The sequence below is a fragment of the Nitratireductor soli genome, from assembly GCF_001050155.1.
Taxonomy (GTDB): Bacteria; Pseudomonadota; Alphaproteobacteria; order Rhizobiales; family Rhizobiaceae; genus Nitratireductor; species Nitratireductor soli.
On record NZ_LFVY01000003.1, the window covers coordinates 278,079 to 298,094 of the forward strand.

The 20,016-nt window shown below is 63.8% G+C and carries 21 protein-coding genes and 1 riboswitch; of the genes, 10 read left to right on the forward strand and 11 right to left on the reverse strand.

Annotated elements, in window-relative coordinates; all coding sequences use genetic code 11:
- Positions 1–233: 233 nt before the first annotated feature.
- The 6 genes from AB843_RS05420 to AB843_RS05445 form a co-directional block, all read right to left on the reverse strand.
- Positions 234–1,016, reverse strand: coding sequence for a hypothetical protein (locus tag AB843_RS05420; RefSeq protein WP_157384430.1), 783 nt, complete (start codon positions 1,014–1,016; stop codon positions 234–236).
- 105 nt (positions 1,017–1,121) lie between these two features.
- A complete protein-coding gene (locus AB843_RS05425; RefSeq protein WP_048645759.1) occupies positions 1,122–1,874 on the reverse strand; it encodes a 5'/3'-nucleotidase SurE in 753 nt (250 codons plus the stop codon).
- A 113-nt stretch (positions 1,875–1,987) separates the two neighbouring features.
- Positions 1,988–3,142: an MBL fold metallo-hydrolase gene (locus AB843_RS05430; protein WP_048645760.1), complete on the reverse strand. Its 1,155-nt coding sequence runs from the start codon at positions 3,140–3,142 to the stop codon at positions 1,988–1,990.
- Positions 3,142–4,221 (reverse strand): ABC transporter ATP-binding protein, encoded by a 1,080-nt coding sequence (locus AB843_RS05435; RefSeq protein WP_048645761.1) that lies wholly within the window; start codon positions 4,219–4,221, stop codon positions 3,142–3,144. The genes AB843_RS05430 and AB843_RS05435 overlap by 1 nt, the downstream gene beginning before the upstream one ends.
- Positions 4,209–5,912 carry an ABC transporter permease gene (locus AB843_RS05440; RefSeq protein WP_048645762.1) on the reverse strand — a complete coding sequence of 568 codons (1,704 nt, stop codon included), beginning with the start codon at positions 5,910–5,912 and terminating at the stop codon, positions 4,209–4,211. Before AB843_RS05440 ends, AB843_RS05435 begins: the two co-directional genes overlap by 13 nt.
- 12 nt (positions 5,913–5,924) lie before the next feature.
- Positions 5,925–6,914 (reverse strand): ABC transporter substrate-binding protein, encoded by a 990-nt coding sequence (locus AB843_RS05445; protein WP_048645763.1) that lies wholly within the window; start codon positions 6,912–6,914, stop codon positions 5,925–5,927.
- A gap of 213 nt (positions 6,915–7,127) precedes the next feature.
- Between AB843_RS05445 and AB843_RS05450 the strand changes: the two genes are divergently transcribed.
- Complete coding sequence (locus tag AB843_RS05450; RefSeq protein ID WP_048645764.1) at positions 7,128–8,138, forward strand: sugar-binding transcriptional regulator; 1,011 nt, start codon at positions 7,128–7,130, stop codon at positions 8,136–8,138.
- Positions 8,139–8,159: 21 nt separating this feature from the next.
- Here AB843_RS05450 and AB843_RS05455 read toward each other — a convergent pair whose 3' ends face one another.
- The 4 genes from AB843_RS05455 to AB843_RS05465 all read right to left on the reverse strand — a co-directional run bounded on the left by AB843_RS05455 (position 8,160) and on the right by AB843_RS05465 (position 9,971).
- The gene (locus tag AB843_RS05455; protein ID WP_048645845.1) at positions 8,160–8,534 is read right to left on the reverse strand and encodes a hypothetical protein; all 375 of its coding nucleotides are present in this window, start codon (positions 8,532–8,534) and stop codon (positions 8,160–8,162) included.
- A gap of 208 nt (positions 8,535–8,742) precedes the next feature.
- Positions 8,743–9,363, reverse strand: a complete 621-nt coding sequence (locus AB843_RS05460; RefSeq protein ID WP_048645765.1) for an SCO family protein — start codon at positions 9,361–9,363, stop codon at positions 8,743–8,745.
- Positions 9,363–9,524, reverse strand: a complete 162-nt coding sequence (locus tag AB843_RS25470) for a hypothetical protein (RefSeq protein ID WP_157384431.1) — start codon at positions 9,522–9,524, stop codon at positions 9,363–9,365. The genes AB843_RS05460 and AB843_RS25470 overlap by 1 nt, the downstream gene beginning before the upstream one ends.
- Positions 9,525–9,587: 63 nt before the next feature.
- Positions 9,588–9,971 carry a hypothetical protein gene (locus AB843_RS05465; protein WP_162230628.1) on the reverse strand — a complete coding sequence of 128 codons (384 nt, stop codon included), beginning with the start codon at positions 9,969–9,971 and terminating at the stop codon, positions 9,588–9,590.
- 115 nt (positions 9,972–10,086) lie between these two features.
- Positions 10,087–10,286, forward strand: a riboswitch (cobalamin riboswitch).
- Between the two features lie 160 nt (positions 10,287–10,446).
- Here AB843_RS05465 and AB843_RS05470 point away from each other — a divergent pair.
- The 3 genes from AB843_RS05470 to AB843_RS05480 all read left to right on the forward strand — a co-directional run bounded on the left by AB843_RS05470 (position 10,447) and on the right by AB843_RS05480 (position 13,469).
- On the forward strand, positions 10,447–11,481 hold the full coding sequence (locus tag AB843_RS05470) for an ABC transporter substrate-binding protein (RefSeq protein ID WP_048645767.1): 1,035 nt from the start codon (positions 10,447–10,449) through the stop codon (positions 11,479–11,481).
- Between the two features lie 63 nt (positions 11,482–11,544).
- Positions 11,545–12,639: a FecCD family ABC transporter permease gene (locus AB843_RS05475; protein ID WP_048645768.1), complete on the forward strand. Its 1,095-nt coding sequence runs from the start codon at positions 11,545–11,547 to the stop codon at positions 12,637–12,639.
- Entirely contained in the window at positions 12,636–13,469 is an 834-nt protein-coding gene (locus tag AB843_RS05480) for an ABC transporter ATP-binding protein (protein ID WP_244467899.1), read from the forward strand. Before AB843_RS05475 ends, AB843_RS05480 begins: the two co-directional genes overlap by 4 nt.
- Before the next feature lie 11 nt (positions 13,470–13,480).
- Here the strand turns inward: AB843_RS05480 and AB843_RS05485 are convergent, their stop codons facing one another.
- Positions 13,481–14,179, reverse strand: coding sequence for an IS6 family transposase (locus tag AB843_RS05485; protein WP_048645769.1), 699 nt, complete (start codon positions 14,177–14,179; stop codon positions 13,481–13,483).
- 182 nt (positions 14,180–14,361) lie between these two features.
- Here AB843_RS05485 and AB843_RS05490 point away from each other — a divergent pair, with 182 nt between their 5' ends.
- The 6 genes from AB843_RS05490 to AB843_RS05515 all read left to right on the forward strand — a co-directional run bounded on the left by AB843_RS05490 (position 14,362) and on the right by AB843_RS05515 (position 20,015).
- Complete coding sequence (locus AB843_RS05490; RefSeq protein WP_048645770.1) at positions 14,362–15,108, forward strand: GntR family transcriptional regulator; 747 nt, start codon at positions 14,362–14,364, stop codon at positions 15,106–15,108.
- A gap of 69 nt (positions 15,109–15,177) precedes the next feature.
- Positions 15,178–15,864: an N-acetylmannosamine-6-phosphate 2-epimerase gene (locus tag AB843_RS26070; RefSeq protein WP_048645771.1), complete on the forward strand. Its 687-nt coding sequence runs from the start codon at positions 15,178–15,180 to the stop codon at positions 15,862–15,864.
- A 5-nt stretch (positions 15,865–15,869) separates the two neighbouring features.
- A complete protein-coding gene (locus AB843_RS26075) occupies positions 15,870–16,742 on the forward strand; it encodes an ROK family protein (RefSeq protein ID WP_048645772.1) in 873 nt (290 codons plus the stop codon).
- Complete coding sequence (locus AB843_RS05505) at positions 16,739–18,067, forward strand: extracellular solute-binding protein (protein ID WP_048645773.1); 1,329 nt, start codon at positions 16,739–16,741, stop codon at positions 18,065–18,067. The genes AB843_RS26075 and AB843_RS05505 overlap by 4 nt, the downstream gene beginning before the upstream one ends.
- A gap of 242 nt (positions 18,068–18,309) precedes the next feature.
- Entirely contained in the window at positions 18,310–19,194 is an 885-nt protein-coding gene (locus AB843_RS05510) for a carbohydrate ABC transporter permease (RefSeq protein ID WP_048645774.1), read from the forward strand.
- Entirely contained in the window at positions 19,194–20,015 is an 822-nt protein-coding gene (locus AB843_RS05515; RefSeq protein ID WP_048645775.1) for a carbohydrate ABC transporter permease, read from the forward strand. Before AB843_RS05510 ends, AB843_RS05515 begins: the two co-directional genes overlap by 1 nt.
- The last annotated feature ends 1 nt before the right edge of the window (position 20,016 follow it).

A 20,016-nucleotide genomic window follows, 5' to 3' on the forward strand; every position in this document is an offset into this window, starting at 1 on the left:
GCAGTACCCGATCAGCAATTCAAGCCAGAGCGCAATGCTTGCTAGGTAACGAAGCCGAGGAAGGGCGCGACTGCGCCGCCCCGTGTCTCACACACCTGGAGTATTTATGCAGAAAAACAAAGAGATCGACTGGTTCAGCGTTTCCATTGAACCGGTCTAGAGCCTCCGGCAAACCCGGTCGGTTCACCTTTGAATCTGCGCAGGAGGGGAGCGGCCGCTGATGATGGGGGTGATCACATTCCGCGAGCGGTGCGCACCCATTGTTCGATCTCGGCGAGGTTTTCCGGCACGGCGAGGCCACACTGAGCAAGTTCCGGCGCCAGTCTGAGGGTGATGCCCTGTTTGCCCTGAGCAAAAGCATCGGCGATGGAGCCGCTGGAAAGCTGCGTCGTCACGTTCTGGAGATCTGATACGCCCTCGCACAAGTGGACGACACCGCCACCGGCGCTCCACCACACGAGGTCGTCGCCGACGAGTTGCGTCACAACCTGAGACTCAACGGCAGCCTGCTCCTGCGACAGAGGTTTGAAATCGACGCCGAGCGCAGTGGCTATGATCGCCACGACGATGCCGGCCGCTCCGGCAATGCCCTTTTGCTTCTTGTCCATGTCCTTGTTCATGAAGATCATGACGATCAGCGGCAGGAACGCCAGCAGTGAGATAAAGGCCCCGAGCTGATTCTGGACGAAGAATTTCACCGGCTCCTTTCTCGATGCCGGGTCATAGCGGTTCGCCTTCTTCCACAACAGCGAACCGGCGACGGCGAGCACGCCGATGATTGCAATGAAGCCCAGCAGCAACCACCAGCGCCACTGCGGAAAGCCCTGGCTGGCAACCAGCTCGTCGAACGACGGCCGCAACAGCCAAAGAATGGCGACCAACTCAAGCACGATAGCCAGCAGCCACAACCCGAGAGCAATGATCCGCAAACGTCCTGCCTGCGCCTTCGCTGCAGGTGCCGGCGTGAAGGGTGGATTCTCAGGTCGGTCGATGGTCTTCGCCGGAGCTTTGGTCATGGCGCTGCATCCCTCTTAGGCACCCATTTCCGACAAGGTGGCGCAACCGGGACGCCAGCGCAAGCCTGGCTCCACTCACGCTGCATGCGGCGGTGCGCATTCCGCCTATTTGGCCGCCGCGCGCAGGCCTTCCATGAAGGCCGAAGCGAGCTTCGTCTCACCGAACCAGTTGAGCCGGTTCAGCGTGGCGAAACCATCGGCGATCAGGCTGTTCTCGTCGCCGTCGCGGCTTGAATGCGCGCGGCCGCGCGGGACAATGAGTTCCACGACATCGCCGCCATCCTTGACCACCTCAACATCGCGGGCGATCTTGTCGCGGCCGATTTTCGGCTGCGCGAGGGGTGCGGGCAGGCGGGCAGGCAGGTTGACGCTCAGCCAGTGGCCCTCGATGGCCCAGTCGCCGCGCGTATGCCAAAGGCGCTCGACCAGCCGCGCCAGCCAATCGGCGTCGCCAGCCTGTACCTCCGCCTCCTTGACGCGCGAAAAGCCGATCGCCGGCACGCCCCAGAAGGTGGCTTCACGCGCCACGCCCAGCGTGCCCGAATAGGCAAGATCCTCGCCGACATTACGTCCATCGTTGATGCCGGCGACCACGAGGTCGGGTTTCCTTCCGTCCTTGAACAGCCACGCCATCCCCGCAACGATGCAATCGGCCGGCGTACCGGAACAGGAGAAACGCTGCTTGTCCAGCCGCCGCATGGTCAGGGGCCGGGCGATGGTCAGCGACGGACCGGCGGCCGTGCGCTTGCCGTCGGGCGCCACGATCCAGACATCGTCGGAAAGCTTCCGCGCCGCATCGACGGCCAGCGCGATGCCGGGAGCTTCGATGCCGTCATCGTTGGAAATCAGAATGCGCATGGATAGCCTCCTATAGTATTTTGCAGTCAGGTGGCATCACCTGACGTCCGCGTAAATGCGGAAAAACAATGAGATAGAGCGTCCTTTATGCGTTCGAACGAACGCATGGCGCTCTAACCGATCAGATAGGTTTGCCCCGTGCGAAACGCCGTTTCGAGGGCGGGAAGATGTTCATGCAGGTCGTCGAGCACTTGGCGGTCGCAGGAATGGCCAAGCACGGCCGGACGGCCGGCAGCTTCCCACAGAGCCAGATTCTCCGGGAGGGTGGGATGCGTCGGCATGCGAATCCAGTCCGCCCGGCCTTTTTCGGCCAGCAGCGCGCCGGGCGATCCTTCCGGCAGATGCCCGGAAAGAAGGATCGGGTGGTCCTGCGCATCGGCAACGGAGATCGCCGCGCGCGCCGGCCCGGCAACGCCCATGCCGTCATGCACCATGAGCGGGCAATTGGGCAGGCTATCGCCCACATGCCAGTTTATCGCCATCGCGAGCTTTCGCTCCAACGCCTCGGCCATGCCGGCCTGAAGCGCCTCCGTTGCGCTGATTTGCGCCGCAAGGGCACCGCGCATGCCGGACTCGATGGCGAACGGCAAATCGATCGCCGCCATCAGTTCCAGCGAGCGGCCCGAAAGCGGCGTCGGCAAAACACATCCGTCCGCGTGCGCGCTTACCCAGGCGGCGATCCGGCTCGCGCGCTCGGTGCCGGGAACGGGGTCCGCGCCGTAGGACGCATCGAGAATCAGGAGGTCGCAGGGGGGTAAGGGCTGCATGTGGAAGACGGCGCTGTTCGGCACCATGTCTGCGGCATAGACGGCGCGGAGCCCCTCGGCCGTCACCGCGAACCAGACACCGCCGACCACATGGCCGGATGGCCCCGTCTCCACATGCAGCGCCCCCGCCCGAAGCGTGGCGCCCGGCCTGAACAACCGGATCTGCGCATCGGGCGGGGGAAAGCGGTGAAGGTCCGCCGGGTCGGCATATTGCGCCAGCGTGGCCGGCATTTCGGCGCGCGTCTCCTCCGTCATGTAGATCGGCCCGCCATAGCCGAGCTTCACCAGCCGGCACAGCGCGCCGATGTGGTCTTCATGCGCATGGGAGATGAACAGCGCATCGATCTCCGAGACCGGCCGGGCAAGCAGCGGATAGTAATCGTCGCCAACGGCGCCGACCTTGATCCCGGCATCCAGCATGATGCGCGTCTTGCCATCAGTCACCGCGATGCTGGTGCGGCCCTTCTCGCCGAACCCGCCCTGAAGATCGACCTGCAGCATCAAGCCCCCTCGCCCGCCGGGATCAGCCAGCCGGACGTCAGCCTGAGGCGCGCGCGCTCACCTGCCGTGAATGTCACGGGATCGGGCTGGTCGAAATGCAGGCAGGTCTGCGGCGCGCCGTCCGGCTCGAACTCGATGCGCGCCGCGCCGCCGCGATAAACGGCGCGCGTCACGCTGCCGGCAAAGCCGGCGTCCTTGCCCTTCACCGCCTCGATCTGCGAGGCACGGCAGCAGATGCGCGCATCCTTGCGCGGCTTCTCGCCCGGACGGCAGCGCACCACCAGTTCCTGACCGAGCACACGCACCTTGCACACGCCCTTCTTTTCCGCCGTCAGCACATCGGCCGGCAGCACCATGCCCTGCGAGATGAAGGAGGCGACCATTTCGTTTGCCGGCTCATGATAGAGCTCGTGCGGGGTGGCGAGTTGCATCAGCCTGCCGTGATCCATCACCGCTATGCGGTCGGCCAGCGCCATCGCTTCCGCCTGATCGTGGGTTATGTAGAGAATGGTCGTGCCGGTGCGCTTGTGGAAATCGGCGAACTCGTCTTCCATCGAGGCGCGCAGATGCACGTCGAGATTGGCCAGCGGTTCGTCGAACAGCACCAGGCTCGGTTCGGCCACCAGGCAGCGCGCCAGCGCCACGCGTTGCCGCTGGCCGCCGGACAGATTGGCCGGCCGCCGCTCGCCATACTGCTCCATATTGACCAGCGCCAGCGCCCCCTTGACCCGCGCCTCGCGCTCGGCCCGGGAAACGCGCGCCACCTTCAGCGCGTAGCCGATGTTTTCGGAGACGCTCATATGCGGCCACAGGGCGTAGTTCTGAAAGACGATGCCGACGCGCCGCTTTTCCGGCGGAACGTTCATGCCGGCCGACGAGACATCGCGCCCGCCAATGCTGATGCGCCCGCCCGACACCGTCTCGAAACCGGCGATCATGCGCAGAAGCGTGGTCTTGCCGCAGCCCGACGGCCCCAGAACGGCGAGGAATTCGCCATCGGCAACCTCGATCGAAACCTTGTCGAGCGCGTTGGTCTCGCCAAAGCTCTTGGTGACATTCTCAATGCTCAGTCCCGCCATGGCAGCACTCCGTCCGGTAGTCTTTTTGCGAAGAGGCTGGCGAACAGCATCAACAGGAAGGTGGTTGCGACCATGATGGCCGAGACGGCCGCCGCATACTTGGAATCGCCGCCTTGCTCGAAGGAGAAGATGACGACGCCGATGGTCTCCGAACCCGACGACCACAAGAGCGCCGAGACCGTGAGCTCGCACAGCGCCGTCATGAAGATCAGCAGCCCACCGGCGATGGCCACCGGCGCGATCAGCGGAAAGATGATGGTCCGCATCCGCGTGAACAGGCCGGCGCCCGCCACCTGGGCCGCTTCCTCCAGCGCCCGGTCGAGCTGGAAATAGCCCGTCACCGTCGGCCGGACGGCCAGCACCAGGAAGCGCGCCAGATAGGCGTAGAGGATGATCCACACCGTGTTGTAGATCTGAATGCCGGTGATCGGCATCGGCTTCAGGAACAGGAGCAGCGAGGCGATGGCCAGCACCACGCCGGGCAGCGCATAGGGCAGTTCCACGGCCAGGTTGAGCGCCTTGATCCAGCGCTGCTTGCCCCAGGCAATGACATAGGCAAGCGGGATCGCCACGAAGACGGCGAACACCGCCGCGGTGGCCGACAGGTACAGGCTGTTGATGAAGGCGCGGCTTGCCGCAGCATGTTCGAGGACGACGAACCGGTAGTTCTCCAGCGTTGCCGTTTCGGCGCTCAGCGTGACGCCGTAGCCGCGCACCAGCGAGGTGAGGATGAGGCCGAGCAACGGCAGGACGAGGATGATGATGATCAGCGCCCACATGCCGATCTCGACCGGCAGCCGCCAGGCGCCCAGATGATAGGGCGCAGCCGGCAGCGAGGTCGAGGTGATACGGAAATCGCGTCGTTTGCTGATCCGGTCCTGCAGCACGATGCCGACCATGGCGATGATGCCGATCAGCACCGAGAGAAAGGCCACTTCCGAGAGGACCGCCGGTCCGCCGCCCGCCAGGCGCTGGTAGATCAGCGTCGGCAGGACGAGATAGTTGGCCGGAATGCCGAGGAAAGCGGGAATGCCGAAATTGCCGACGCACGACACGAATGTCAGCGCCGCAGCACCGACGATGGACGGCGTCATCAAGGGGAGAATGATCGTCCGCAGTACGGTCAACCAGCCGGCACCGCTCGATTGCGCCGCCTCGACCAGCTCACGCGGCAGCTTGCGAAGACCCGCGCGAACGATGAGGAACACCAGCGGGGCGTACTGGATGCCGAGCAGGAGAACGATGCCCTCTGGAGAGTAAAGCGGGTTGGGCGTACCGATCGGCGGCGCGACACCCAGCAGGTTGAGCATCGGGCTGGACGGCCCGAACAGCTGCAGCCAGGCGAGCGCGGTTACCTGCGGGGCGATCATCAGCGGCGTGACGAAGCACAGCACGAATGCCTGCCGCTGGCGAACATCGCTCAACGAGACAAGAATGGCGACGGCAACGCCCAGCACCAAGGCGAACAGCGTGCCGCCCAGCCCGACGCAAAGCGTGTTCCAGGTGGCGACCCAGGTGGTGTTGCTGACGAGGCCCGCGCGGATGACATCCAGCGAGAACCGCCCGCCAGGCAGCACGACTTCCTGGAGGAGCCGCGCCATCGGCAGGAGTGAAAAGACGACGATGATCGCGACGATCCCCGCCGTCAGGGCCATCCCCTGGCCCTGACGTTCCTTGAATGCGAAGGACATGAACTGACGCCCTCAGCCGCCGAACATGGAGGAGAATTTCTCCTTGTTGGCGCCGATCTCGCCGACCACTTTCGGCACATCGACCGACATGATCGTGATCTCGGTGCCCTCTGGCAGCCAATCGGGACGGCCGACCGACGGCTTGGCCGGCAGGTAGCCCTGAGTCAGCGCCAGTTTCTGGCCATCGTCTGAGAGAATGAAGTCGACGAACTTCTTCGCCGCGTCGGCATTCTTCGCCGTCGACATGATCGCCACCGGCTCGGTCACCGCCGTCACGCCTTCCTCCGGGAAGACGAACTCGATCGGCGAGCCATCCTTCTTGGCGTTCATCGCCATGAAATCGACCAGGATTCCATAGGCCTTCTCACCGCTGGCAACCGATTTCAGCACCGCGCCATTGCCGCGCACGCTGACCAGCTCGTTGGCCTTCAGCTTCTCGAAATAATCCCAGCCGAGATCATCGCGCTCGACGAAGGCGGACAGCATATAGGCGGCGGCACCCGAGTAAAGCGGGCTCGGCATGATGGTCAGGCCCTTGTAGGCCTCGCCCGTCAGGTCAGACCAATGTTCCGGCTTCTCGGCCGCCTTGGTGTTGTAGGCGATGCCCGTGGTGATCAGTTTGGAGCCGAAATAGGTCTTGTCGGCATCGTAGGCGGCGGCCTCGAAGCCTTCGACATTGGCTTCCGGATAGGCCATCAGGTGGCCGTCCTTCTTCAGCGTCTCCATGCTCACCGCATCGGCGATCAACAGCACGTCGGGCTGCGGGCTGCCAGCAGCGAACTCGGCGGCCAGCTTGGTCATCAGGTCGCTGGTGCCGGAGCGGAAGATCTCCACCTCGATATCGGGATTGGCGGCCTTGAAAGCGTCCACGGTCGCGGTGGCGTCGGCGTCCGGCTGCGAGGTGTAGAGAACCAGATCCTCGGCGAGAGCCGGAGCAAAGGATACGGATGTAAGCAGTGCGGCGGCCAGGGCAACCTTGCGGATTGTGTGTTTGCGTTCCATCGAAATGGACTCCTCTGTTTGCATCTACCGACAAGCGGGCTGTCGGAACTCCTCCCGTGCATGCGCAATGTGACAGGCAGGTAACAACTGCGCCGGATAATTGAACATGAACATATGTTTTTCGTCAATGACAAAAGAACGCAATAAAATTTCGCCGTTTTGCGCTTGCATTCCAACCCGAGGCCGGTCTGGCTATATGCTACACCGTGGGCGATGAGAGAGGGAATCAGCGCCGTGTCGCAAAAGACGAAAAAGCAGAAGGAAAGCAAACCGACGCTTTCCTCGGCAGACCTGAACGTCAAGATGGCGTGGCTTTACCATGTCGAGGGGCTCACCCAGGAGCGTATCGCCAGCCGGCTCAATGTGAGCCGCATGAAGGTGATGCGCGCCTTGGCCGCCAGCGCCGACGACCACATCGTCATTACCACCATCAATGCCGACACCGCCGAACAGGTGGCGCTCGAACGGCGCCTGGAGAAGCGCTGGAACCTGAAGAGCGCCATCGTCGTGCCCGAACCGGAAGAAGCCAAGAACCTGGAACGCGCCATCGGCCATGCGGTCGCCCGCTATCTGGAGGAGCAGCTTGTCGACGGCATGACGCTGGCCATCGGCGGCGGCGCGACCCTGCATGCCAGCCTGGCCTTCATGGCGCGGCGCGACCTGAAGGCCTCCTCCGTCATCGGCCTGGTCGGCAGCCTGCCGCACTCACAGTGGATCAACCCTTCCATCGTCGCCACAAAGGTGGCCGAGCGGCTTAAGGTCGACAGCTATCAGATCAGCGCGCCGGTCATCGTCGACGATCCGGCGCTGCGCGACCGGTTGTGGGAGCAAGCCTCGCTGAACGACGTGCGCCAGCGCGCGGCGAAAGCCGACATGGCGCTGCTCACCGTCGGCGAGGTATCGCCGGACGCCACCATCTTCCGCCACGGCATCGTGCCTCAATCCCTCATCAAGCCGCTGCGAGACAAGGGCGCGGTCGCCAACATATTGTGCTATTTCGTCGACAGTGCCGGTCGTCTGGTCGACCACGAAGTCAACCAGCGCATCATGGCCATCGAGCTGGAAACGGTCGCCCGCATCCCCCATGTCATCCTGGCGGCGGGCGGGCCGCAGAAGGTGGACGCGGTCCTCGCGGCGCTGCACACCGTCTCCGCCGAAGCACTGATCACCGACGCGGCGACCGCCCGCATGCTGCTGGACAAGGCCGGCAAGGAGGAGCGCTGAAGCCGCTGTTCGGACGATGGATCAGAGCAAGCCGCGCTCGCGCATGAAATCGTCCAGGCCGACATGCGTCATCGCCTCGAATTCCTTCACCGCATCGATCATCAGGCGACGCTGCGCAGCAATCAGCAACAGCACCTGGCGCATTTCGCCAGAGATGCCGAAGCGCGCCCAGCGGTCGGCCAGATGCGCCGGCAGGTCGGCGGCGGTGCAGAACGCCTCGATGCTCCCATAGCCGAGATCGGCCACCAGCGCCTGTGTCTCCTGCGGCGTCGAGCGCGGCTCCAGCGCATGGTCCTGGAACCGCTGCGCCAGCAGCCGGATATCGCTCGGTTGCGGAGCGCTGGCCAGTACCTTGCCGATCAGGGACGGGACTCGCGCGGGTTTGTCGCTTTGCATGATGGTCTCCATTCATCCCGATCATAGGCCGGGACCGGGCGGCGCTCAATCGGAATCCGCCTGCTTGCCCGACCGGGGCGGTTAGACCTCTTCATGCCCGCCCCCGTCGGGCAAGCAGGCGGGCCAGCGATCGGAACCGCTGGATCATAGCAGATCGAGCGCCATGACGCTCGCCGCGGACGGCGGGAGCCAGAGCAGCGCCATCCCCTCACATGTTGCCGGCCAGGCGCTTGAGCTTCTCCAGCATTGACTGGTGCTCCTCGCCATAGGACAGCGTCCCGACGAACTGGCCGTCCTTATCCATCAGATAGACCGAGGCCGTGTGGTCGATCGTGTAGCCGCCATCGTCGGTCGGCACTTTCTTGTAGTAGACGCGGTAGGCCTTTGTGACCGCTTCGATCTGTTCCTCGGTGCCGGACAATCCCTCGATGCGCGCATCGAAACTCGACGTGTAGCGGGCAAGCTGCTCGGGACCGTCACGCTCCCAGTCGACCGAGACGAAGGCGAAGTTCAGCTTGTCGGCCTGCGGCCCCAGGGCCTCGATCAGACCGGACAGCTCGAACAATGTCGTCGGACAGACATCGGGACAGAAAGTGAAGCCGAAGAAGATCGCCGTCGGCTTGCCCTTGAAATCAGCGTCCGTCACCGGTTTTCCATCCTCGCCGGTCAGGGTGAACGCTCCACCGACGAGGGCCGTGCCGCTGCCGGATTGCTGTTTGCCCGGTGACGGTAACCGTGACGGTGAAAAATCCATGGTCGCAACGGCGACGATCGCCAGCATCACCGCAAACACCGCGCCGACTGCGGCCCCAAGCGTGCGTGCGCGCATCACTTCCTGCCTCCCTGCTCATCGGTTTGGACCGGCGCCGGCGCGCCCGGCGGCACGACGGCCATCTCGATCTCGAGGTTGCCGATCGTGTAGTCGCCGGCGAAAACAGGGGTGGTGGCGAACAGCATCGCTGCCGCGAAAAAACGCGTGAAGGATCGCATTTCGGTATCTCCATATGCGCGAAAACATGGTCGCCCGCAAAAGCGGCGGCCGTCAGGCTTGCATCAGATGGAGAAGGATGGCGGCGCGCGCGCCTGTGCCGGAAGCCAGCATTCGCGCGGGTTAGCAGGCAATGCCTGCAGCGGCCAACGTGGTCCGGCAACGACCGGAAACGCGCAGTAGAGACCGGCAGCCGCCGCCGGCATGGCGGGAGCGACCGCGCAGCCGGCCTGGCACAGCGTGGTGCAGCAATCATGCACGCTCCCGCCGGCCGGAACGTCGTCCTCGCCGGTCGCCGGAACGACGCCGCTTGGATTGCAGATGACGAAACCGGCAACCGCATCGGTGCCTGCCATCGCGCCCTTGGCAAAGGCGGCGGCAACCCCCTGGAAGATCAGGAGATAGGCGATCAGGCCGGCCATCAAGCCCGCCGCAATGCGATCCCGCAAAATCTCCCGCATGGTTTTCATGGGCCAGCGGTCGCATATTTCCGCCACAATGTCACTGCGGCCAATTCGGCCGTCAATGACGCAATCCGCATCTTGCTTTCCAGTCCGGCGCACTCTACGGTCCCGCCGCTACGGTTCCACGCAAGTGGATGAAAAGGGAACGCGGTGCGGGCTGATGAAGCCCAAATCCGAGGCTGCCCTCGCAACTGTAAGCGGTAAGCTCGGCGATCGTGCCACTGGCTTTTTCAGGCTGGGAAGGGATCGCAAAGCGCAGGAGCCGCGAGCCAGGAGACCTGCCGTATCGACAACCGCAATTGCCGGCGAGGTGACCGGCAGGAGGCTCATATGGCGTGCTCCCCCACCGGCGTGTCTTGCGTCGGAAACCATCCGCTTTCCTGCCCTGAAACCAGGACGGGAAGCGCTTTCCCGATTCTGAAGGTCATCCTCCCGGCATCCTCTTGCCTGGATGGATAGAATGAAACCGAGACATGTCCTGCTGGCGCTTGCGCTGGCGATATCGAGCGCGTTTTCTGCGGCCGCCGAGACCTTCACCGACGATGCCGGGCGCACGGTCGAGCTGAAGCTGCCGATCGAGCGCGCCGTCATTTTCAACCGCTATGCCGTGGAGTTCGCCCGCGCCATCGGCGCCGCCGACAAGGTGGTGGGCGTCGATGCCAGCACCATGCGCGACCCGCAGTACTGGCCCGAGTTCAGCGAGGAGGACATCGCCGGCCAGGGCCAGACACAGCCGAACTACGAGGCGATCGTCGCACTCAATCCCGACCTCGTCATCCTGCCGCGCAACGGCGTCTACGAGGAGGCCGCCCGCCAGCTCGAACCGTTCGGCATCCCGGTCCTGGTGGTCACCGCCTGGGACACGTTGCAGCATGTCGACAACGTCACGCTCTACGGCAAGCTGTTCGACCAGGAAAAGCGCGCCGCCGATCTCGTCGACTTCTACAGGAAATACATGGACCTCCTGGCCGAGCGCCTGAAGGGCGTCGAGCGCAAGCGCGTCTACCTGGAGGAAGTGCGCGACCACGTGACGGTGACGCCTGGCTCCGGCTGGCACGCCATGATCGAGGCCGGCGGCGGCATCAACATCTTTGGCGACATCGACATAAAGAATGAGCCCACTTCGTGCGGCAACGAGAACAGCTTCACCGTCGATCCCGAGGAGGTCATCGCCCGCGCGCCCGACCTGGTGATCAAGCTGCAGCCGGGTTCCTATGCGACGTTCCCCAAGGAGAAATTCGCCGAGGCATGGCAGAGCTTCTCAACGCGCCAGGACATTCTCGGCACGCCCGCCGGCGCTGCCGGCAACGCTTATCTCATCAACTACTATCTGGCCGGCGGCTCCTCGAAGGTAACAGGTGCGCTGCAGGTGGCGAAGTGGCTCTATCCGGATCTGTTCGCCGACATCGAGCCGGAGGATGCGATGAAGGAATGGATCGAGACCTTCCAGGGCCTGCCGTTCCAGGGCGCGATGACCTACCAGGGCGCGTTCTGAACATTCCGTGCATCCACCGCCGCGCGCCTGGCGCGCGGCTCCCCTCATCGTCCCGGAACGCTCATGACCGCCTTGCCCAGATTCCCCGACCCGTCGCTCGACATGGCGCTGCAGTACCGCGCCCATGGTCGGCGCAGTGTCCTTGTCATCCTCGCCTCGTTCGCCGGCCTGATCCTGATTGCGGGATCGGTCACATTGATGGGCATCTCCGACACGGGCCTCGGAACGCTGTTCGCCGTCGTCGCCGAAAAGGCGAGCTTCGGACTGTTCATTGCCGATGCCGACCCGCAGCAGACGCGCGTTCTGATCCATCTGCGCCTCCCGCGCGTGGTGATGGCGATCATCGCCGGCGCGGCATTGTCGCTGGCCGGTGTCCTGATGCAGGCGATCACACGAAACCCGCTGGTCAGTCCCTACACGATCGGCGTCTCGTCGGCTGCCGCCTTCGGCGCCTCCATCGCCATCATGTTCGGCGTCGGCTTCACCTCGGTCGGCATCTATTTCGTGCCGCTGACGGCCTTCCTGTTCGCGCTCGGCTGCGCCAGCCTGGTCTTCTCGATGGCCTGGCTGCGCGGCATGGGCGCCCAGACCATGATCCTGACCGGCATCGCCCTGATGTATCTGTTCAGCGCCATGACCGCCGCCGTCCAGTTCGTCGCCACGCAGGAGCAGCTTGCCCGCGTCGTCCACTGGACCTTCGGCAGCCTCAACGGCGTACGCTGGGACGCCGTCGCCATCGCCGGCGGCATCATCCTCATCGTTCTGCCGCTGGCGCAACTGCGCGCCTGGCAGCTCAACGCGCTGACGGCCGCCGGAGACGATGTCGCCCGCTCCCTTGGCATCAATGTCGCGTTGTTGCGCGGCCAGGCGGTGGTCTTCTCCGTCATCGTCTCGGCGGTGGTCATCAGCTTTGTCGGCGTGATCGGCTTCGTCGGCCTGATCGGTCCGCATGTGGCGCGGCTGATCATCGGCGGCGACCATCGCTTCCTCATCCCCTTCTCGGCCATCTGCGGGGCGATCCTGCTGCTCCTGGCCGACACGGCGGGCCGCCTCGTCTTCAGCCCGACCGTCATCCCCGTCGGCATCGTCGTCGCCTTTGTCGGCGTGCCGCTGTTCCTTCATCTGATCCTGTCGCGCCGCTCGGAGTATTACGCATGAGCCTCCATCTCTCGCTGGACGACATCCATTTCCGCTATGGCGCGCGCCAGGTGCTCACCGGCGTGTCGATGCAACTGGACCGAGGCGAAATCCTTGGCCTGGTCGGCCCGAACGGCGCCGGCAAATCGAGCCTGGTGCGCACCGCGCTCGGCCTTGCCCGCCCGAGCTGCGGCCGCGTTCTCCTGAACGGTACCGACCTGTCCCGCATTGCCCCGCGCGAGCGGGCGCGGCGCATGGCCTATGTGCCGCAATCGAGCCCGGTCAGCTTTCCGGTCACCGTGTTCGAGACCTGCCTGCTCGGCCGCACCCCGCATATGGGCGCGACGCCGAAGCCGCGCGACATCGAGATCGTCGAGGAGATGCTGGAGCGGCTCAGGCTGCAGGATTTCGCCTTCCGCTCGATGGGCGAGCTCAGCGGCGGCGAGCGCCAGCGGGTCATGCTGGCGCGTGCCCTGGCGCAGGAGACGGAGCTGATCGTGCTCGACGAGCCGACCAGCGCGCTCGACATCGGCAACCAGCTCTTCACCCTGCGCGTGGTGGCCGACATTGCCCGCGAGCGGCAGGTGACGGCGGTGATCGCCATCCACGATCTGTCGCTCGCCGCCCGCTTCACCGACCGGCTGATGCTGCTGCACCATGGCAAGGTGGAAGCGGAAGGCGCTTGGGAAAAAACGCTGACGGAAGCAACCATCAGCCGCACCTATGGCGTCCAGGCGGAAATCGGCCTGCTGCGCGGCGTCCCCGTCTTCGCCCCCTATGAGGCGGTCAGAACAGGAGCCGTGCAGAAGGTTCCGTCGCAGAATTGGCCCGAGGACAATATTTTGCCCTGACGGATAACCATTCAAGCTGCGAGCATGTCGAACTGTTCGGCGAGTGACGGCACTGGATTATAGGCGTATCTCGCCTGTCGTTTGCGCATCATGTGGATCATCTCGATGCCGGACAGGATCGCATCGGCGCTGGTGGCTGACTTGAAACCGGGCATTGATCGGATTCTGCGCTTGATGCGCCGGTGATCCTGCTCGATGCGGTTGCTGAGATATCGACTTTGCCGAATGCGGATTGGCTTCACCACTCGTCGGGATCGGTCCCGCAGACGACTTTCGCCGTCGCAGGCAATGATTGCCTCCCGGTTCGTGTGGCTGCCGTCAATGACAACACGCTCTGGTCGGCCATGACGCTTCAGGGTTCTGCGGATGAAGTGTTTGGCGTCCAGAAGATCGCGATGCTCGCTGAAGAAGAACTCAACCGTGTTGCCCGTGCTGTCGATGGCGCGGTAGAGATACATCCACCGTCCGCGAGCCTTCACATAGGTCTCATCGAGGTGCCACCTTCCTGTGATGGCACACTTTCGCCGGTTGAAGCGTTCAAGCATCAGGGGTGCGAAATGCATGACCCAGCGATGGACGGTGGAATGATCGACGCGGATACCGCGCTCGGTCATCATTTCTTCCAGGTCGCGCAGACTGAGATTGCAAGCGAGGTACCAGCGTACGCGCAGCAGGATCACCGATTGGTCGAAATGGCGACCTTTGAACATGAACAAGCCCTCCGGAAATGACGAGCATTCATGGCAGCGCAAGCTTGACGACCAGTTTGCGACGGAACCCACGCTAGACCCCCACACCCAAGACCGTGGCCTGACGGTGCCAATTACACAATACCAGTTTAACACCTGAAAAAAATTATGCATAAAGGAGACACTTTTCACAGAAGGTTCCGATGGGCGACCAAGCAATCCTCGACTTCCTCGCAAGACAGCTTTCGGGCGAGAGCGGCGAACCGCTCTACCGCCGGCTGGAAGACGCCATCAAGCAGGTGATCTCCACCGCCCAGCTCAAGCGCAATGCCGTCATCCCCAGCGAGCGCACCCTGTGTGATGCACTTGGCATCTCGCGCGTCACCGTGCGCAAGGCCATCGACGGTCTCGTCTCGGACGGACTGCTCGACCGTCGTCAGGGCGCAAAGACAGTGGTGTCATCGCGACTGGAGAAGTCGCTGGCGACCATGACCAGCTTCTCGGAGGACATGCGCTCGCGCGGACTGGAACCCGGATGCGTGTGGATTTCGCGAGAGATTTCACGCCCTTCGCCGGCGGAAATGATGGCGTTGGGCATATCCGGCAGCGAAAAAGTCGTGCGCCTGCGTCGCCTGCGCACCGCCGACGATACGCCGATCGCCATCGAGATCGCGACACTGCCGGCGCGCTTCGTTCCCGATCCACAGGCGGTCAGGGAATCGCTCTACGAATATCTCGAGGCCACCGGCGCCCTGCCTGTCAGGGCGCTGCAGCGGATGCAGGCCAAGCCCGCCACGGACGAGGAACGCCAGCTTCTCGCCACGCCGGAGGACACCTCGCTGCTCGTCATGGAGCGTCGCTGCTTCCTCGCCGACGGACAGATCGTCGAATTCACCCAGACCAAATACCGCGGTGACGTCTATGACTTCGTCATCGAACTGATGCGATAATACCAGTTTAAATCCTGTTGCAATCTGGTCTTATACTGCTACCGTCTGGGCATCACAGGAGATGCCCGCGTGCCGCTTGACTTCAAAGCCCTCGACAATGCTCTCATCGTGTCCTGCCAGCCCGTGAAGGGTGGCGCCATGGACACGGCCGAGATGGTCGTGGGCTTCGCGCTGGCAGCCATCGATGGCGGTGCCGCCGCCCTGCGTATCGAATCTGCCGAGTACGTTGCCGCCGTCCGCGCCGCCACCAACAGGCCGATCATCGGCCTGATCAAGCGCGACCTCGATGACACATCCATCCGCATCACGCCGTGGCTGGAGGATGTCGATGCGCTCGCCGAGGCCGGCGCCGACATTATCGCCTACGATGCCACCCAGCGTGTCCGCCCGGTTGCGACCCGCATACTCATCGAACGCATCCATTCCCATGGCCGCGCCGCCATGGCCGACTGCTCCATCATCTTCGACGCCGAGCAGGCACTGGCCGAGGGTGCCGATGTCGTTGGCTCCACGCTCGCCGGTTACATCGGAACGGTCGAGCCCACCGAGCCCGACTTCGCCCTGATGACGGCGATGCGCAAGCTCACGCCCTATGTGGTTGCCGAGGGAAATGTGCGAACCCCTGCCCAGGCGCAGCGGGCGCTGGCGTCGGGCGCCTCCATGGTCGTCGTCGGCTCGGCCATCACCCGCCCTGAGTATGTGACCTCCTGGTTCCGCTCGGCGCTCGACGCAACCATCGCCAAGGCTGGAGCCTGATTGCCATGGCCGACACCGTTCTCGCCCTCGACATCGGCGGCACCAAGATGCTCGCGGCGCTGGTGCGCGGGAACAAGGTGGTCGAGACACACAAGATGCCAACACCATGCGGCAGCGATCCCGAACAGTGGATGACCGCGCTGTTCGACGCGATTTCAGGCTGGAAAGGCCGCTACGACACCGCCGGCATCGCCGTTTCCGGCATCATCGACGACGGGTGCTGGTCGCCGCTCAACCGCAAGACCCTCGACATTCCCGACCGCTTCCCGCTGGTTGCCACCGTCAAGAGGCTTGCCGACACCGAAGCGGTGCTCGCGGCCAACGATGCACAGGCCGCGGCCTGGGGCGAGTTCTCCTGCGGTGCCGGTCAGCGCGAGGACCTCGTCTTCCTCACCATCTCCACGGGCATCGGCGGCGGCATCGTCGTCAACGGCCGCCTGCTCGGCGGTCTCGCCGGTCATTTCGGCCTGCTGTGCAGCCTCGATGAGAATGCGGGCGTTCTCGAGGACCATGTCTCCGGCAATTGGATCGCTGCACAGGCCGTGCCGCACCAGGCCGGCGCCACCGCACGCGAGGTCTTCGAGGCAGCCGCCGCGGACCACGCCTGGGCGCTGGACATCATCAAAGCCTCGGTGAGCCAGACCGCCCTTCTGTGCCGCAACATTCAGCTCATGCTCGACCCTGCCCGCATCGTCATCGGCGGTGGCATCGGCCTTGCACCTGGTTATCTCGAATCCGTTCGACAGGCGCTGGGAAGCCTGCCGCCACGGCTCACCCCGCAGCTTCACGCAGCAGCACTCGGCGAGAACGCCGGCGTCGTGGGCATCGCGGATCTAGCAAAAACGTCAGAACTGACCTGGAGGGAGAACACCACATGACATTTTCGACGCTCAGAAGGGGCGGCCTGATCGCGACGGCGATCGCCAGCCTGATGGCGAGCCCTGCCTTCGCAAAGGTGACCGTGCTCGGCTGGCCGGGCGGCCCCGAGGAAACAGCGCTGCGCGCAGCAGCCGATGCCTACAACGCCAAGCCGGACGTGACCGATGCCAACAAGGTCGAGTTGCTGTTCTTCAACAGGGACGGTTTCTGGGACAAGCTGCAGGCCGACCTCGCCGCAGGTTCGAAGGCTTTCGACGCCAACCTGCTCGCCACCTACTCCATCGGACGCTACGCGCCGTTCATGGAACCGGTCGAGCTGTCGGACGAGGCCAAGGCCGTCTACGGCGATTCAGTGCTGACCACCATGCAGTATGAAGGCAAGCAGTTCGGCGTGCCGACCGACCTGTCGCTGCACTTCATGTACTACCGCAACGACCTGATCGAAGCGCTGCTCAAGGACGACGCGGCCAAGGCAAAATTCGCCGAAATCTCCGAGAAGCACCTCGGCAGGAAGCTCGAGCCCAAAAACCCGGACGAATGGACCTGGGATGATTATGCGGCAACCGCCCTCTACTTCACCCAGGCGGTCAACCCTGACAGCCCGACCCGCTACGGCACCGTTCTGCAGCTCAAGAACCTGCTCTTCAACATGATGGTGTTCCAGTCGCTGCCGCGTTCCTATGGTGGCAACTGGATGGACGAGAGCGGCAAGGTCACAGTCAACTCCGACGCCTTCCGCAAGGGCCTCGAGATCTACAAGCTGCTCTATGACGCTGGTGCCACCCCACGCGATTCGCTGTCGTACGAGTTCGCCGAGGCCAACGCGGCCTACGCCTCAGGCCAGGTTGCCGCGATGATGCAGTGGAACGCCGCTGCCTCCGACCTGACTTCGAAGGAGAAGTCGCCTGCGGTTGCCGAGGTCACCGAGACCATCGCCCCGCCGGCTGGTCCCGAGGGTCGCTTCACCCACATCCACGGCCTCGGCTTCGGCCTGAACAAGAACGCCGAGAACAAGGATGGCGCCAGGGCCTTCATCAAGTGGCTGTCGTCGAAGGACGCCGCACTCATCTACGCCAGGAACAACGGTGCACCGGCGCTCACACCTGACGTCGTCAAGGAAGTGGCGGCCGATCGTCCCGATCTGGTCAAGCTCGGCGCGTTCGCCAGCAAGTACGGCTATGTCATGAACGGCGGCACCTCGGCCAAAGCGTTGTCGGTCTACGAACTACAGGCCAAGGAGTTTACCGGCTACTGGTCGGGCCAGCAGTCGCTCGATGATGCGCTCGGCAAGACCGAAAAGGGCATGACCGACCTGCTCAAGTAAGCGGTTGGCCGGTGGCAGCACTTCCGTCGCCATCGGCCGCTCCCACAGGTTCTGGATTCGGCATCCCCCACGATTCCATGCCCTGAGCATAGCAGGGCGATCCTGGCACCCTTCCCGCCCCATGTGGGTCCGAGTGCCGAATCCTGAGCCTGTCCAGGTGAATGCCTTCATGACGACCACGGTTTGCGGGGTCGGCCAGCAACCATTGCTTCCACTGGAACGCCAGCCTTAGATCGATTTTGATGACAACGCCTTCGCAACGCGCCCCCTCGTCCGAATTCCGACTGCTGGCAGTCCCGCTGGTGCTGTTCCTGCTCGTTTTCCTCGGCTTTCCGGCGCTCGTCAACCTCGTCTACTCGGTCTCCGAGGTCAGCTTCGAGACTCTGCGCAGCCCCGAGATCACGGGCTTCGCCAATTTCACTGCCGTCTGGACCGACAGCTCCTTCTGGCAAGCGAGCTGGTTCTCCTTCCGCTTCGGCCTGCTCACCGCCCTGCTCGAATGCGCGCTCGGCCTGTTCCTCGCCATCTTTCTTTCGCCCCTCATCGAGAAGCGCAGCTGGCTGATGGCGATCCTGATGCTGCCGCTGATGGTGGCGCCGGCGCTCATCGGCCTGATGTACCGCTTCGTGCTGCACGAGTTCGTCGGTCCCGTGCCCTATTATCTCTGGACGTGGTTCGGCGCGAGCTTCTCGTTCCTCGGGCCGGCTTCGGCCTTCTGGACGCTGGTCGTGGTCGAGACACTGCAGTGGACGCCCTTTGCCTTCCTGCTGTTCCATATGGCCTACCAGGCCATCCCCAAGGAGATCATCGAAGCCTCCGCCATGGACGGCGCGCACTACCGCCACAGGCTCTGGTACGTCGAGCTGCCGCTGATGGCACCGACAATCGTGGTTGCCCTGCTTATCCGCTTCATCGACGGCTTCCGCGTCTTCGACAATGTCTATGTGTTGACCGGCAGCGGCGCCGGCGGCTCGACCGCCTCGCTGTCGATCTACATCTATGAAGCCTTCTTCAAGCAGGGCGCCATCGGCAAGGCTGTCGCGGCCTCCGTCATCCTGTTTGCCGTGTCGTTCGCCGTGCTCTACGGCCTCAACGCGCTTGCCGCCCGTCGCAAGGGAGCCCGCTGATGATCAACGCTCTCCGCTGGATCGTCTTTGCTATCGCCGCCCTTGCGATGAATTTCCCGATCCTCGTCACGCTCTCGACCTCGTTCAAGAGCGCGCGCGAGCTGTCGACCAATCCCGGCCTCTGGGTTTACGCACCGACGCTCGAAAACTACGCCACCGTCTTCACCGTGTCTGATCGGCTCAACATCTTCCTCTATCTCGCCAACAGCATCGCGGTCGCCACACTCGGCACCCTGCTGGCAGTCGCCCTCGCCCTGCCCGCGGCCTACGCGATCGCCCGCGGCAAGCTCGGCGAACGCACGCTCCTGCCCTTCATCGTCAATTTGCGTGCCGTGCCGCTGATCATCTTCGCCATTCCGCTCTACATGATGTTCCAGTGGCTTGCGCTTCTCGACACACGTCTAGGCCTCGGCCTGATTCTCACCATCGTCAACCTGCCGCTGGCGCTCGTCATTCTGGTCAACGCTATCCGCGACCTGCCGGGTGAGTTGGATGAAGCGGCCCTGATGGATGGTGCCACGCGCTTCCAGATCCTGGCAAAAATCATCGCCCCGCTCTGCCGCCCAGCCATCGTCACCAGCCTGATATTCGGTTTCATCACCGCCTGGAACGAGTTCCTGTTCGGCCTGATGCTGACCACGTCCAACGCGGTCCCCATCACCGTCGGCGCTTCGTTCTTCTTCGCTGCCAGCGGCGGCGGTGTGCAGTGGGGCGTGGCTTCGGCCGTCATGATCGTAGGTGCGCTGCCGCCAATGTTGCTCGGCCTTATCATGTATCGCCAAATCTGCGGCTCAATGACAGCAGGCGCGGTCAAGGGCTGAC